Raw genomic sequence first — 13070 nt, forward strand, 5'->3', positions numbered from 1 at the left:
GGGTGTGAGCGGCATGGATGCCGCGACCAAGCCCCCATGGATGGGTTTACGGCGTCCCCCTCAACCGGACCCGCCCCGCCATCCCTCGGAATGCAGGCTTTTGCTTCTGAAGGTGCCGGCCAGCGGCCGGCACTACCGCTTCTGCAGGTGCAGGGCTGCAAGCCCTGCAGGAACACTCCATATCGCACTCCCGGCCGATTACTGCACTCCAGCCGCCCGATAGTGCACATCCCCTCACGCCCGTCGGGCGGATGATCCGAAGGTCTGCCCCCCACGGCACCCCAGAGTTCCTTCCATGTCCCACGTCAGCCCCGACGCACTCCCCCAGTACACCTCGGCGGAGAAACGCCACCGCGTGTTCGCCATCATGTCGGCCTCATCCGGCAACCTGGTGGAATGGTTCGACTTCTACGTCTACGCGTTCTGCGCCATCTACTTCGCCAGCGCGTTTTTCCCGGCCTCCAACCCGACCGTGCAGCTGCTCAACACGGCAGGTGTATTTGCCGCCGGCTTCCTGATGCGGCCGATCGGCGGCTGGCTGTTCGGCCGCATCGCTGATCGCCTCGGTCGCAAGAAATCGCTGCTGATCTCGGTCAGCATGATGTGCGGCGGCTCGCTGATGGTCGCCTGCCTGCCGACCTACGCCACCATCGGTGCGATGGCACCGGTCCTGCTGCTGGTTGCGCGCCTGATCCAGGGCCTGTCGGTCGGCGGCGAGTACGGCACCACCGCCACCTACATGAGCGAGGTTGCCCTGCGCGGCCAGCGCGGCTTCTTCTCTTCCTTCCAGTACGTCACCCTCATCGGCGGCCAGCTGCTGGCAGTGCTGGTCATCGTCATCATGGAAGCGCTTCTGAGCGAGGCCGAGATCCGTGCCTGGGGCTGGCGCATCCCGTTCGTGCTCGGCGCCGTCGCCGCCGTGGTCGCGCTGCTGCTGCGCCGTACCCTGCACGAAACGCAGAGCGAGGCCGTCCGCGATGACAAGGACGCCGGCAGCCTGTCCGCGCTGTTTCGTGACCACAAGGCTGCCTTCTTCACCGTGCTCGGCTATACCGCCGGCGGCTCGCTGATCTTCTACACCTTCACCACCTACATGCAGAAGTTCCTGGTCAACACGGTGCACCTGCCGATCAGGACCGCCAGCTACGTGATGACCGGCGCGCTGTTCCTGTACATGTGCATGCAGCCGCTGTTCGGCATGCTGTCCGACCGTATCGGCCGCCGCACCAGCATGATGCTGTTCGGTGCGCTGGGCGCGCTCACCACCGTGCCGATCCTGATCACCCTGCAGCACGTCAGCACCCCGTGGGCGGCGTTCGGCCTGATCGTGCTGGCGCTGGCCATCGTCAGCTTCTACACCTCCATTTCCGGCATCGTGAAGGCCGAGATGTTCCCGCCGCAGGTGCGCGCGCTCGGCGTCGGCCTGGCCTATGCCATCGGCAACGCGATCTTCGGCGGCAGCGCCGAGTACGCCGCGCTGGGCCTGAAGAGCCTGGGCCACGAGCAGCTGTTCTTCTGGTACGTCACGGTGATGATGGTGGTGGCTTTCCTGGTGAGCCTGCGCCTGCCGCGCCAGGCGCGCTACCTGCACCACGACCACTGAGGAGCAGGTGAGGACAGCGCTGCCGATCTGCGGTACAAGATGACCGTTGCTACCTCGATCCATGCCGATGTCCTTCCCCTCCGACGCCGATCTCCATGCCCAGGCCGCCGCGCTTGGGCAGCGCCTGCAGCAGGCCGCGCTGCAACTGGTCACCGCTGAAAGCTGCAGCGGTGGCTGGATCGCCAAGTGCATGACCGATATCGCCGGTTCCTCGGCGTTCTTCGACTGTGGCATGGTGGTCTACAGCTACGAAGCCAAGCAACGCCTGCTGGGCGTGCGCGCGCAGACCCTGGAACAGTTCGGCGCGGTCAGCCGTGAGGCCGTGCTGGAAATGGTATCCGGCGCGCTGATCAATTCCGGTGCCGGCATCGCGGTGGCGGTGACCGGCATCGCCGGGCCCGGCGGCGGCAGCCCGGACAAGCCGGTGGGCAGCGTCTGGATCGGCTGGAAGCGCCGCGGCGGCTACGCCCGTGCCGAGCTGTTCCAGTTCGAGGGTGACCGCGAAGCCATACGGCGGCAGACCGTGGCAGCGGCATTGCACGGCATCGACGCCCAGCTGTGACATGCTGGCCTGGTATGGAACCGGAGTAGGCACCGATGTGGGAGACGCTGGGTACCGTCCGTGACCTGGGCCGGCTGCAGGAGATCGCGGCCGTCCTGATCCGCTACGGCTTCGGCGACGTGGTCCGGCGCATCGGCCTGGCCACCGTGCTCGAGCGCGCCGGTCGCCTGCTGCACTGGAACGAGGAAAGCCAGCAGATGCTGCGCATGACCGCACCGGTGCGCGTGCGCAGCGCCCTGCAGGATCTCGGCCCGACCTTCGTCAAGCTGGGACAGGTGCTGGCCACCCGCGTCGACCTGCTGCCGCCGGAGTGGATTTCCGAGCTTTCCGAACTGCAGAACGCGGTGCCGGCGCTGCCGTACGCGGCCATCCGCGAGCAGCTGGAATCCGACCTCGGTGCATCGCCATTGCAGGTATTCGCCTTCCTCGATGAAACCCCGATGGCGGCCGCCTCGCTGGCCCAGGCTCATCGCGCGCGGCTGCATGACGGCCGCGAGGTGGTGCTGAAGGTGCGCCGTCCAGGCATCCGCGACGTGGTGGAAGCCGACCTGCGCCTGCTCGCGCGCCTGGCCGAGATCGTCGAGGCGCGGCTGCCCGACCTGCGCCGCTACCGCCCGGCCGAGGTGGTCCAGCAGTTCACCGTTTCACTGCGCCGCGAGCTGGATTTCGCCGCCGAGTGCCGCAACGCCGAGCGCATCAGCCGAAATTTCCAGGGTCGCGACGACATCCTGATTCCCGAAGTGCACTGGCAGTGGACCTGCGAGAGCCTGAACGTCCAGGATTTCGTCGACGGCATTCCCGGCCGCGATCTGGCCGGCGTGGATGCGGCTGGGCTGGACCGCCGTGAGCTGGCCCGGCGCGGTGCCGACATCGTGCTGAAGATGGTGCTGGAGGACGGCAGCTTCCACGCCGATCCGCACCCCGGCAACATCATCTACCTGCGCGACGGCCGCATCGGCGTGATCGATTTCGGCATGGTCGGCGCGCTGTCCGAAGTGCGCCGCTTCCAGGTCGCACAGTTGCTGCATGGCCTGGTCGAACAGGACCCGCAGGGCGTGGCCGACGTCCTGCTGGACTGGGCCGGTGGCGTGGATGTCGATGAGAACCGGCTGCAGCACGACATCAGCCAGTTCGTCGACCAGTACCGTGGCGTGCCGTTGAAGGACCTGCGCATCGGCCTGATGCTGGGCGATATCACCCAGCTGCTGCGCAGTTACAGCCTGACCCTGCCGGCCGACCTGGCGCTGATGATCAAGGCCTTCCTGACCCTGGAGGGCATGGGCCGCCAGCTCGACCCGGATTTCGACATGGCCAGCGCCGCCCGCCCGTTCCTGGAGCGGGTGGTGCTGCAGCGCTACGCCCCGCGAGCGCTGCTCAAGCGCGGCCGGCGCAGCCTGCTGGGCATGATCGACTTCGCCGGCGAACTGCCGCGCGACCTGCGCAGGCTGGTCCAGGCCGCGCGCCGCGGACGCCTGCAGCTGAAGGTGGAGACCAGCGCGCTGCAGGGCTTCGGCGACCAGGTGAACCGCGCCGCCAACCGCCTGGTGATGGGCATCGTCACTGCCGCGCTGATCATCGGCTCGTCCATCGTCATGCACAGCGTCGGCGGCGTCTCCAGCCGCTGGCTGCTGGCGCTGGGCGTCTGCGGCTTCGTTGGTGCCGGCTTCTGCGGCGTGTGGATCCTGTTCTCGATATGGAGAAGCGGTAAGCACGCGTAGGCAGGTGCACGAAGTGCGCCTGTCGCGGTTCCAAAGGAACCACATAATTGCGAAGCGATTCTGCTAGCGCCGGGCCATGCCCGGCGACGATTGCCCATTGGCGAGCATGGGCTCGGCACGACAGAACCCGCCCAGGCACTTGCACAGCTGCCAGTTAGTAGTAATACTACTAATCATGGACCTGACCGACACCCAGCAGGCGATCCTGCAGTTGATCGCCGAGCGTATCGAGAGCGAAGGCGCACCGCCGTCGCAGACTGAAATCGCCCGCGCTCTCGGCTTCAAGGGCGTGCGCGCGGCCCAGTACCACCTGGAGGCCCTCGAGCAGGCCGGTGCGATCCGTCGCATCCCCGGCCAGGCCCGCGGCATCCGCCTGGTGCAGGCGCCGCCGATCGAGAAGCTGGCCGAGCCGGGCCTGCCCGACAGCGTCCTGCGCCTGCCGGTGCTGGGCCGTGTCGCCGCCGGCCTGCCGATCGGCGCCGACATCGGATCGGACGACTTCGTGGTGCTGGACCGGGTGTTCTTCTCGCCGGCACCGGATTACCTGCTGAAGGTGCAGGGCGATTCGATGATCGACGAGGGCATCTTCGATGGTGATCTGATCGGCGTGCACCGCACCCGCGACGCCCACTCCGGGCAGATCGTGGTGGCCCGCATCGACGACGAGATCACCGTCAAGCTGCTGAAGATCGCCAAGGACCGGATCCGCCTGTTGCCGCGCAACCCCGACTACAAGCCGATCGAGGTCCTGCCCGACCAGGATTTCGCGATCGAGGGCCTGTACTGCGGCCTGCTGCGGCCCAACCGCTGAGCCCCTGGCAGCAGCCCTGTTCCACCAGCATTACCCCGCGGTCTTTTGTGGCGATTCTCTGGTTCCACTGAGGTTGGTACGGATGTCCGATAATTCTTTTCTGAGCGCCGGGCAGAATCTCAGCCTGTGCGATACATCCGACTTAAAGTGAACCCATGGCAAAGAAGACCCCGAAAGACAGCACCCCCAACGACATGACCTCTGCTAGGAGCAACACGATGGACGAGAACAAAAAGCGCGCATTGGCTGCTGCTCTGGGCCAGATCGAAAAGCAGTTCGGCAAGGGCTCGGTGATGCGCATGGGCGACCGCGTGGTCGAACCCGTTGAAGCCATCCCGACCGGCTCGCTGATGCTCGACATCGCACTGGGCATCGGTGGCCTGCCGAAGGGTCGTGTCGTTGAAATCTACGGTCCAGAGTCGTCGGGCAAGACCACCCTGACCCTGCAGGCCATCGCCGAATGCCAGAAGATGGGCGGCACCGCTGCCTTCATCGACGCCGAGCACGCGCTGGATCCGATCTACGCCGCCAAGCTGGGCGTGAACGTGGACGACCTGCTGCTGTCGCAGCCGGATACCGGTGAGCAGGCGCTGGAAATCGCCGACATGCTGGTCCGTTCGGGTTCGGTGGACATCCTGGTGGTCGACTCGGTCGCCGCGCTGACCCCCAAGGCCGAAATCGAAGGCGAAATGGGTGACCAGCTGCCGGGCCTGCAGGCCCGCCTGATGAGCCAGGCCCTGCGCAAGCTGACCGGCAACATCAAGCGCTCCAACACCCTGGTGGTCTTCATCAACCAGCTGCGCATGAAGATCGGCGTGATGATGCCGGGCCAGAGCCCGGAAGTGACCACCGGCGGCAACGCACTGAAGTTCTACGCCTCGGTGCGCCTGGACATCCGTCGTATCGGCGCGATCAAGAAGGGCGACGAGATCATCGGCAACCAGACCAAGATCAAGGTCGTCAAGAACAAGCTGGCGCCGCCGTTCAAGCAGGTCATCACCGAGATCCTGTACGGCGAAGGCATCAGCCGCGAAGGCGAGCTGATCGACATGGGCGTGGACGCCAAGCTCGTCGAGAAGGCCGGTGCCTGGTACAGCTACGGTGAAGAGCGCATCGGCCAGGGCAAGGACAACGCCCGCGGCTACCTGCGCGACAACCCGACCGTCGCCGCCAAGCTGGAAGCCGAGCTGCGCGAGAAATTCCAGCCGTCCGAAGCCGCCCGCGAGGAAGGCGACGACGACGGCGACGACGAGTAAGACTTGCTGTGGGGCAGGGCGGTGCCGTCAGTGACGTCGCCCTGTCCCGCAGGTTCGAACCGCCCACGGACGGGCAGGGTGCCAGGGACGGCGCCATCCTTGGAGTGAGCAATGTCCGATGCCGACGCCCCCACCGGCCGCAAGCGCCGGCCGCGCGAACAGACCCCCTTACAGCGTGCCTTGGGCCTGCTGGTACGGCGTGAGCATTCGCGCAAGGAGCTTACCCGCAAGCTGACCGCACGCGGTATTGAAGGCGAGGCCGCCGAGACTGCCGTCGCCAAGCTGACCGAGGCCGGCTGGCAGGACGACACCCGCTTTGCGGAGAATCTCGTCCGCATGCGGGCCAATACCGGCTATGGGCCCATCCACGTCCGTGCCGAGCTCGGCACCCATGGGCTGGACAGCGCGGCGATCACCGCGGCGATGGACACCTACGAAGGCGACTGGCAGGAAAATGCCCGCGATCTGGTCCGCCGCCGCTTCGGCGAGGACGGCCCGCAGGACCTGCCGCAGCGGCGCAAGGCCGCCGATCTGCTGGCCCGGCGGGGCTTCGACGGGGACAGCATCCGCCGCGCGACCCGCTTCGACCCGGATGACTGAGACTGGCGGCGCCGGGCCTGATACCCTTTAGTTTTTCGGCGGTCCATTACGACCCTGGCCAGTGAGGCCGGCGGTTCGGGGCTGCCGGCCCGCACACTGCCAGCCCCCTCAATGAACGCACCCGCCAAATTCACGACTTCCCAGATCCGTAGCGATTTCCTTGAGTTCTTCAAGGGCAAAGGCCACACCATCGTGCCGTCGGCGCCGCTGGTGCCGGGCAATGATCCGACCCTGCTGTTCACCAACTCCGGCATGGTCCAGTTCAAGGACGTGTTCCTGGGCGCGGAAAAGCGCAGCTACGTGCGCGCGGCCGACGTCCAGCGCTGCCTGCGCGCCGGTGGCAAGCACAACGATCTCGACCAGGTCGGCTACACCGCGCGTCACCACACCTTCTTCGAAATGCTGGGCAACTGGTCCTTCGGTGATTACTTCAAGAAGGACGCCATCGCCTGGGCATGGGAACTGCTGACCCAGGTCTGGAAGCTGCCGGCCGAGCGCCTGCTGGTCACCGTCTACCAGACCGACGATGAGGCCTACGCGCTCTGGCGCGACATGGTCGGCATCCCGGAAGAGCGCATCGTGCGCATCGGCGACAACAAGGGCGCCCCGTACGCGTCGGACAACTTCTGGCAGATGGCCGACACCGGCCCCTGCGGCCCGTGCACCGAGATCTTCTACGACCACGGCGACCACATCGCGGGCGGCCCCCCGGGCTCGCCGGATGAAGATGGTGACCGCTTCATCGAGATCTGGAACCTCGTGTTCATGCAGTTCGACCGCCAGAGCGACGGCACCCTGGTGCCGCTGCCGGCCCCCTGCGTGGATACCGGCATGGGCCTGGAGCGCCTGGCGGCGATCCTGCAGCACGTGCACACCAACTACGAGATCGACCTGTTCCAGGCGCTGATCCGCAAGGCGTCCGAGCTGACCGGCATGGCCGACCTGGAGAACAAGTCGCTGCGCGTGATCGCCGATCACATCCGCGCCTGCTCGTTCCTGATCGTCGACGGCGTGCTGCCGTCCAACGAAGGCCGCGGCTATGTCCTGCGCCGCATCATCCGCCGCGCCCTGCGCCACGGCTGGATGCTGGGCGTGCGCCAGCCGTTCTTCAGCAAGCTGGTGCCGACCCTGGTCGAGCTGATGGGTGAGGCTTATCCGGAACTGCCGGCCCAGGCCGATACCGTGGTCCGTGCGCTGCAGGCCGAAGAGGAGCGTTTCGCTGAAACCCTCGACGCCGGCATGAAGATCTTCGAGGACGTGGCAGCCAAGGCCAGCAACGGCGTGATCCCCGGCGTCGACGCGTTCCGCCTGTACGACACCTACGGCTTCCCGCTGGACCTGACCCAGGACATCGCCCGCGAGCGCGAGCTGACCGTTGATACCGACGGCTTCGATGCTGCGATGGAGCAGCAGCGCGAGACCGCGCGTGCCGCCGGCAAGTTCGGTGGCGGCGTGACCCTGCCGGCCGAGCTGGTGGCGACCCTGACCCCGACCCTGTTCCTGGGCTACGACCGCCTGCAGGCCGACGGCCTGACCGTGCTGGCCCTGCTCAAGGACGGCCGCCCGGCGCAGTCGGCAGACGCCGGCGACGCGGTGATCGTCATCACCAACCAGACCCCGTTCTACGCCGAATCCGGCGGCCAGGTCGGTGACACCGGCGTGCTGGCCGGCAACGGCGTGCGCTTGGTGGTCAGCGATACACAGAAGTTCGCGGGCCAGTTCCATGGCCACGTCGGCATCCTGTCCGAAGGCGGCTTGAAGGTCGGCGACGAGCTGTCCGGCCAGGTCGATGGCGAGCGCCGCAGTGCCACCATCCTCAACCACTCGGCCACCCACCTCCTGCACGCCGCCCTGCGCGAAGTGCTGGGCACCCACGTGCAGCAGAAGGGTTCGTTGGTCGCACCGGACCGCCTGCGTTTCGACTTCTCGCACTACCAGTCGATCAGTGCCGAAGAACTGGCCGTGATCGAGCGCAAGGTCAACCAGCAGGTGCGCGCCAACAACGCCGCCGAAGTGCACAACATGGGCATGCAGGAAGCGTTGGATTTCGGCGCGATGGCCCTGTTCGGCGAGAAGTACGGCGAGAACGTGCGCGTACTGAAGATGGGTGACTACTCCACCGAACTGTGTGGTGGTACCCACGTCAGCCGCACCGGCGACATCGGTCTGTTCAAGATCACTTCCGAAGGCGGTGTCTCGGCCGGCGTGCGCCGCATCGAGGCGGTCACCGGCCAGGGCGCCCTGGACTATGTGGCAGCCGAAGAGGCACGCCTGGCCGAAGCGGCAGAACTGCTGGGCGGCAGCGCCGCTGATGTGGTCGAGAAGATCCGCGCCCTGGGCCTGCGCCAGAAGCAGCTGGAGCGTGAGCTGGAAGCCGTGAAGGCCAAGGTCGCCGCCGGCGCTACCGCCGATCTCTCCAATCAGGCCGTCGAGGTTGCCGGTGTGAAGGTGCTGGCCGCCCGCCTGGAAGGCTTTGACGCCAAGGCCCTGCGTGATGCCATGGACCGCATGAAGCAGCAGCTGGGCAACGCCGTGATCGTGCTGGCCGGCACCCAGGACGGCAAGGCCGCGCTGGTCGCGGGCGTGAACGGCAGTGCAATGGGCAAGGTCAAGGCCGGGGAACTGTTGTCCCATATTGCCAGTCAGATCGGGGGCAAGGGCGGCGGACGCCCGGACCTCGCCCAGGGTGGTGGCGAGGACGGGCCCGCCCTTGCTACCGCTCTGGCCGCGGTTGTCGAATGGGTCGGCCCCCGCCTGTGATGTGAACCCCTGCCGTCCCCCTCCTTGTAGGAGCGGGACGGCTGACGGTACCATTGCGAAATCTTTTCCCTTTGTCGTGGGGACGCTTCTTGACGGAGCGTCAAGCCGGTGGGGGATACCCTTCCACACGGTTCCATGGAGACTTACTAAAATGTTGATCTTGACTCGCCGCGTCGGCGAAACCCTGATGATCGGAGACTCGGTGAGCGTCACCGTGCTCGGCGTCAAGGGCAACCAGGTGCGCATCGGTATCACCGCGCCGAAGGACGTTGCTGTGCATCGCGAAGAGATCTACCAGCGCATCCAGCGTGGTGATGAAGCCGGCAGCACCGGAAGTGAAAATTCCGGCGAATAAAAGCTTTACCTTCGCGTCTGATTAACGTTATGATTCACGCCCCGCTGAGGTGCACTGCACCAGACGCGGAGAAAACCCCGGAGCGATGCCCGAGTGGCTGAAGGGGCTCCCCTGCTAAGGGAGTATAGGGTCAAAAGCTCTATCGAGGGTTCGAATCCCTCTCGCTCCGCCAGATACTCAAAAAAGCCCCTAGAAATAGGGGCTTTTTTGTTGTCTCAGTAATTCCTACCCGCCCACCTACCCATCCACTTACAGTGGCCGATTCTGGGCGATCTGCTGCCGAACCCAGCCCTGCACCTCGGATTGTATCCACAGTGCGCGCCGGCCGATGCGGATAGAGCGGGGGAAGCGGCCAGCCTTGATCTCGCCATAGATGAAGGTCGTCCCCATGCCCGTCATCTGCCGGACGCGATCCAGCGACAGCAGTTCTTCCATTCGCTCAGCGGCGCCCATGATTGCCTTCCGCGCGCTGCCGCTGTGTCGACTGATCGACCAGGCTGAGGTTGAACTGCACCACGTTGTCGGCCACTTCCTGCGCGCCCGGCGCCCGCGCGCTGCGGGCCGGGCGGTTGATGCGCCGCCACTCGGCCAATGCCTTCTCGGGATCCTGGCTCTTGCAGGTCGCCCTGCAGGCGCATTCGACCAAATGGCCGCCGCCGGCGGCCGGCCCGCGCAGGTCGTGGATGTGGCGCGCGCGGTGGCCGGCGGCGCAGTTCGGCAGGCCTTCGGGATGGCTGATGTGTTTCTGCGTCATGGCTTCTGGCACTCCAGGATGTGGGCTTCGATCTTTTCCAGCAGGAAGGCGGCTTCCCTCGCGCGGCGCTCCCTGTCGTAGCGGCCAACCGGGTGAGGCCCTGCATCGCGAAGCCATTTCAAGGGCTCGACCAGCCAGCGCGGGTCGATAGGGAGGCGGGTGCGCGGGTCCACGGGTTTGACCATCGGATTGCAGTCGGGGCCGGCCCAGTCCTCGGGGTCGCCGCACCTGGTGCACACGCCGGCCTTGAACGCGTGGTCGCGCTCGGGCTGGATGACGCGCGGGGTTTCCCACAGGGCCCGGACGACCCAGCGGCGAACGCGGGCGTGATAGACGTGTTCCGGGGTCGCGGTCATCCAGCAGCCGGGGCGCGAGTCGCCTTGGTGCCGGTACTCCCAGCGGACGGGCGGCTGGGTATACAACTCCTGCAGCAGGGTGTCGCTCCACTCGCGTACCTGGTCGGCCGAGATCGGCGCGCCGGCGGCGCCCAGGCGACGCATGGTGGCGACGACCGCGGCGACGGGCGAGGATGCCTGGCAGGCGTCAGCGGCGGCCGCTGGGGTGGTGGGGAATGCGGTTGCGTTCAAGCTACGTCTCCAAAAGACAGGCCGGGCTGGACGGCGCGGCACCGCGCCTCGGCAATTGCTGCGTACTCGGGATCCAGCTCGATCCCGACGAACTGAAAGCCCTCTGCGATGGCTGCGCGGCCGGTACTGCCGCTGCCGGCGAATGGATCGAGGACTAGGCCTCCGGCCGGAGTGACAAGACGGCACAGGTAGCGCATCAGGTCCGTTGGCTTCACCGTGGGGTGGTGGTTTCGATTACGCGCACGCCAGTTTGCGGTCTCACGATCCCGCATCGTCGCGTTGACGGATACGGCCGGCGCCGAGGAGGAATCCAGACCGTCGTTGCGGTCCTCGCGCGTGGCCTTGGCGCAGTAGAAGAACCGGGCAGCGCTGCCGCTATCCAAGCGGCGTGCACCAGGGCGCATCTTGAAGCCGACCGATCCACGGTTGGAGCTGTTGGAGCTCGCTTCGCCGTCGCGCGGAAGCGGCCCGCCGACGTACACGGTCGCGAAGCGGGCACTATTCCCATCATTGCTCAGGTCAGCTTTCTGTCCCGGCGCTACAGGGAAGGCTGCGAGGACTTCCTCGCTACCATCGTGGATGAGGTTGGCGGGCCAGCGGCCACAATCGCTTCCGCCATCGCCCACCAGTTCACGATTGCCCAACCGCTCCGCGGATCCGAACCCGCCGCCGGGAATTCCTTTGCTCGTTAGCTTGCCCATGGGCCGGCGAGTACTTTCGACACCTACGCGGCAAGAATCGATGTTCAGTCCACCAGTGCCGTGCTGGCGCCAGTTCGCCTGGACTGTACCGGTCAGCGGCTTGCGGGCCACGGTGATGGGCTCCATTGCGGGCTTCAGGGCGGTTCCGCCCCATTCGCCGTTGTGCGACTTCGGAAAGCCCGATCCGTAGACCCAGGCGATCATGTCGCGGATCTCGAAACCGGCATCCTCGATACGAACGGCCATGCGGTGCTGCGTGCGCGTGCCCGCGAAAGCCAGCAGGTGGCCGCCCGGTTTTAGCACGCGCAGGCACTCGGCCCAGATATCGGTACTGGGCACGTCGCAATCCCAGCGCTTGCCCATGAAGGACAGGCCATAGGGGGGATCGGTCACGATGGCGTCGACCGAGTTATCGGCCATCCCGCGCATCACTTCCAGGCAGTCTCCGACGTGGATCATGCGCGTGAGCCTGTTAGGCAGGCGGCCGAGCAAGTACCAAAGCTCTCCTGACGCAGCCACCGGGCGCTGGATCCTCGTGCGCGCGCGGGGCCTGTCTCAAGGGCTGAAGGTCGTGGCAGAATCCAAATCCTTACGTGAGGAGATGACATATGGACGTGGCTTTTGCCGCTGCTGGCGCCTTTCTCAGAGGTTTGTGGGATTCCGCCTTCCCTTGCGTCCCCGGATCGGGCTGCTCCATCGAGTGGGATACGGTCGCTGCCATCGCAAGCTTCTTTGTGGGTCTGTTTGCTTGGATTACGGCGAGAAGATCGAGCCGAATCGCTGAACGTGCCGTGGAAATCGCAGCTCAGCAACATCGGGAAATGGAAATCCAGCGCGTCAAGGCGGGCGAAGTTCTTGGACATATGCTTGTCGCCGAAATCGGTGCATTGCCTATGTCGATTCACGGCATACGTGGTTTGATTCAACGCCTGATGCTCACGGCCGACAGTTCCACCTATAGCGTTATGACGATCGACGGGAAGTTGACCAGGCAGCTGAGACTGCGTGTCGCAATCGATGAGATGGCAAGCTCCGAAAACTCCATAGGTCGAATCCACAACCTTCCTGATACCGTTGCGCATCAGCTCGCCCGTTTGCTTGGCCACTACCGATTGCTGCAGTCGGCGGCAAAGCACGTGCTCGAGCGCTGCGATGACGAGGACTACGATTCCGTGACATACGAGCGCGGCATGAACGACTGGGTGGAGCTCGAGCGCATGGCTAATACGGTGTTCGATGTTGCAGTCGAATGCGCAAATGCAATTAGGCAATACGTCGGCATGCATACCGTTGAGTACAGTGCTGACGGAAGGATTGTTCTGAATTGAAGTCACTTCATCGCAGGTCCAGCACGGACCGATAG

General features: G+C 65.7%; 13 protein-coding genes and 1 tRNA gene. 10 read left to right on the forward strand and 4 right to left on the reverse strand.

Going from position 1 to position 13070, the window contains the following annotated elements:
- Window positions 1–295: 295 nt before the first annotated feature.
- From AC1VXD_RS09640 to AC1VXD_RS09680, 9 genes are all read left to right on the forward strand, one after another.
- Window positions 296–1603, forward strand: a complete 1308-nt coding sequence (locus tag AC1VXD_RS09640; protein WP_482991868.1) for an MFS family transporter — start codon at window positions 296–298, stop codon at window positions 1601–1603.
- A gap of 67 nt (window positions 1604–1670) precedes the next feature.
- Window positions 1671–2165 carry a CinA family protein gene (locus AC1VXD_RS09645; protein ID WP_420883704.1) on the forward strand — a complete coding sequence of 165 codons (495 nt, stop codon included), beginning with the start codon at window positions 1671–1673 and terminating at the stop codon, window positions 2163–2165.
- Window positions 2166–2200: 35 nt separating this feature from the next.
- Window positions 2201–3883, forward strand: coding sequence for a 2-polyprenylphenol 6-hydroxylase (ubiB, locus tag AC1VXD_RS09650; protein ID WP_482991869.1), 1683 nt, complete (start codon window positions 2201–2203; stop codon window positions 3881–3883).
- Between the two features lie 175 nt (window positions 3884–4058).
- Window positions 4059–4694 (forward strand): transcriptional repressor LexA, encoded by a 636-nt coding sequence (gene lexA / locus AC1VXD_RS09655; RefSeq protein ID WP_482991870.1) that lies wholly within the window; start codon window positions 4059–4061, stop codon window positions 4692–4694.
- Between the two features lie 218 nt (window positions 4695–4912).
- Window positions 4913–5950, forward strand: coding sequence for a recombinase RecA (gene recA / locus AC1VXD_RS09660; protein WP_079221456.1), 1038 nt, complete (start codon window positions 4913–4915; stop codon window positions 5948–5950).
- Window positions 5951–6061: 111 nt separating this feature from the next.
- Window positions 6062–6550 carry a recombination regulator RecX gene (gene recX / locus AC1VXD_RS09665; RefSeq protein ID WP_482991871.1) on the forward strand — a complete coding sequence of 163 codons (489 nt, stop codon included), beginning with the start codon at window positions 6062–6064 and terminating at the stop codon, window positions 6548–6550.
- 111 nt (window positions 6551–6661) lie between these two features.
- Window positions 6662–9310 (forward strand): alanine--tRNA ligase, encoded by a 2649-nt coding sequence (gene alaS, locus AC1VXD_RS09670; RefSeq protein WP_482991872.1) that lies wholly within the window; start codon window positions 6662–6664, stop codon window positions 9308–9310.
- A 151-nt stretch (window positions 9311–9461) separates the two neighbouring features.
- Window positions 9462–9665, forward strand: coding sequence for a carbon storage regulator CsrA (gene csrA / locus AC1VXD_RS09675; RefSeq protein ID WP_079221459.1), 204 nt, complete (start codon window positions 9462–9464; stop codon window positions 9663–9665).
- A gap of 79 nt (window positions 9666–9744) precedes the next feature.
- Window positions 9745–9837, forward strand: a tRNA-Ser gene (locus tag AC1VXD_RS09680).
- 77 nt (window positions 9838–9914) lie between these two features.
- Here the strand turns inward: AC1VXD_RS09680 and AC1VXD_RS09685 are convergent.
- From AC1VXD_RS09685 to AC1VXD_RS09700, 4 genes are read right to left on the reverse strand one after another with little or no spacing between them, the layout of a single operon-like run.
- On the reverse strand, window positions 9915–10100 hold the full coding sequence (locus AC1VXD_RS09685; RefSeq protein WP_482991873.1) for a helix-turn-helix transcriptional regulator: 186 nt from the start codon (window positions 10098–10100) through the stop codon (window positions 9915–9917).
- A 4-nt stretch (window positions 10101–10104) separates the two neighbouring features.
- Window positions 10105–10419 (reverse strand): hypothetical protein, encoded by a 315-nt coding sequence (locus AC1VXD_RS09690; protein WP_482991874.1) that lies wholly within the window; start codon window positions 10417–10419, stop codon window positions 10105–10107.
- The gene (locus AC1VXD_RS09695; RefSeq protein WP_482991875.1) at window positions 10416–11006 is read right to left on the reverse strand and encodes a hypothetical protein; all 591 of its coding nucleotides are present in this window, start codon (window positions 11004–11006) and stop codon (window positions 10416–10418) included. The genes AC1VXD_RS09690 and AC1VXD_RS09695 overlap by 4 nt, the downstream gene beginning before the upstream one ends.
- The gene (locus tag AC1VXD_RS09700) at window positions 11003–12166 is read right to left on the reverse strand and encodes a DNA-methyltransferase (RefSeq protein ID WP_482991876.1); all 1164 of its coding nucleotides are present in this window, start codon (window positions 12164–12166) and stop codon (window positions 11003–11005) included. Before AC1VXD_RS09700 ends, AC1VXD_RS09695 begins: the two co-directional genes overlap by 4 nt.
- A gap of 149 nt (window positions 12167–12315) precedes the next feature.
- On the opposite strand from AC1VXD_RS09700, the gene AC1VXD_RS09705 reads away from it, so the two are divergent.
- Complete coding sequence (locus tag AC1VXD_RS09705; RefSeq protein ID WP_482991877.1) at window positions 12316–13035, forward strand: hypothetical protein; 720 nt, start codon at window positions 12316–12318, stop codon at window positions 13033–13035.
- Window positions 13036–13070: the final 35 nt, after the last annotated feature.

The sequence above is a fragment of the Stenotrophomonas sp. STEN054 genome, assembly GCF_056854535.1.

What these genes read in the sequence shown, in the direction of transcription:
- AC1VXD_RS09640 (WP_482991868.1), top strand. Translation starts at nt 296, where the DNA reads ATGTCCCACGTCAGCCCCGACGCACTCCCCCAGTACACCTCGGCGGAG.
- AC1VXD_RS09645 (WP_420883704.1), top strand. Translation starts at nt 1,671, where the DNA reads ATGTCCTTCCCCTCCGACGCCGATCTCCATGCCCAGGCCGCCGCGCTT.
- ubiB (WP_482991869.1), top strand. Translation starts at nt 2,201, where the DNA reads ATGTGGGAGACGCTGGGTACCGTCCGTGACCTGGGCCGGCTGCAGGAG.
- lexA (WP_482991870.1), top strand. Translation starts at nt 4,059, where the DNA reads ATGGACCTGACCGACACCCAGCAGGCGATCCTGCAGTTGATCGCCGAG.
- recA (WP_079221456.1), top strand. Translation starts at nt 4,913, where the DNA reads ATGGACGAGAACAAAAAGCGCGCATTGGCTGCTGCTCTGGGCCAGATC.
- recX (WP_482991871.1), top strand. Translation starts at nt 6,062, where the DNA reads ATGTCCGATGCCGACGCCCCCACCGGCCGCAAGCGCCGGCCGCGCGAA.
- alaS (WP_482991872.1), top strand. Translation starts at nt 6,662, where the DNA reads ATGAACGCACCCGCCAAATTCACGACTTCCCAGATCCGTAGCGATTTC.
- csrA (WP_079221459.1), top strand. Translation starts at nt 9,462, where the DNA reads ATGTTGATCTTGACTCGCCGCGTCGGCGAAACCCTGATGATCGGAGAC.
- AC1VXD_RS09685 (WP_482991873.1), bottom strand. Translation starts at nt 10,100, where the DNA reads ATGGAAGAACTGCTGTCGCTGGATCGCGTCCGGCAGATGACGGGCATG.
- AC1VXD_RS09690 (WP_482991874.1), bottom strand. Translation starts at nt 10,419, where the DNA reads ATGACGCAGAAACACATCAGCCATCCCGAAGGCCTGCCGAACTGCGCC.
- AC1VXD_RS09700 (WP_482991876.1), bottom strand. Translation starts at nt 12,166, where the DNA reads ATGATCCACGTCGGAGACTGCCTGGAAGTGATGCGCGGGATGGCCGAT.
- AC1VXD_RS09705 (WP_482991877.1), top strand. Translation starts at nt 12,316, where the DNA reads ATGGACGTGGCTTTTGCCGCTGCTGGCGCCTTTCTCAGAGGTTTGTGG.